Source organism: Dankookia rubra (assembly GCF_004355005.1).
Taxonomy (GTDB): Bacteria; Pseudomonadota; Alphaproteobacteria; order Acetobacterales; family Acetobacteraceae; genus Paracraurococcus; species Paracraurococcus ruber_A.
The window spans coordinates 1-202 of record NZ_SMSJ01000458.1 but is presented as its reverse complement, the minus strand read 5'-3'; the positions used below and the strand labels follow the sequence as shown (position 1 = coordinate 202).

The 202-nt window shown below is 69.8% G+C and carries 1 pseudogene; it reads left to right on the top strand.

The annotated features are described in order from the left end of the window. Window positions 1-91 precede the first annotated feature (91 nt). Window positions 92-202: pseudogene (locus E2C06_RS37250) on the top strand (IS5-like element ISMex42 family transposase); the annotation flags it as partial.

Genomic DNA, 202 nt, shown 5'->3' with positions numbered 1-202 from the left:
CACGAATCCTACGCACCCGCTTTCGGCGCGACCCCAAGGCCTACCTCGCCGAGCTGGAGCAGAAAGCCTGCCAGCCAGCTTTGCCAGCCTAGAAAAAAGGGGATCCTCGGCGGAGCGCGACGAGCGCGAGGCGCTCGGCCGGTCGCGCGGCGGCTACGGGACCAAGGCGTGCGTGATCGCCGATGCCTCCGGCCGCGCCATC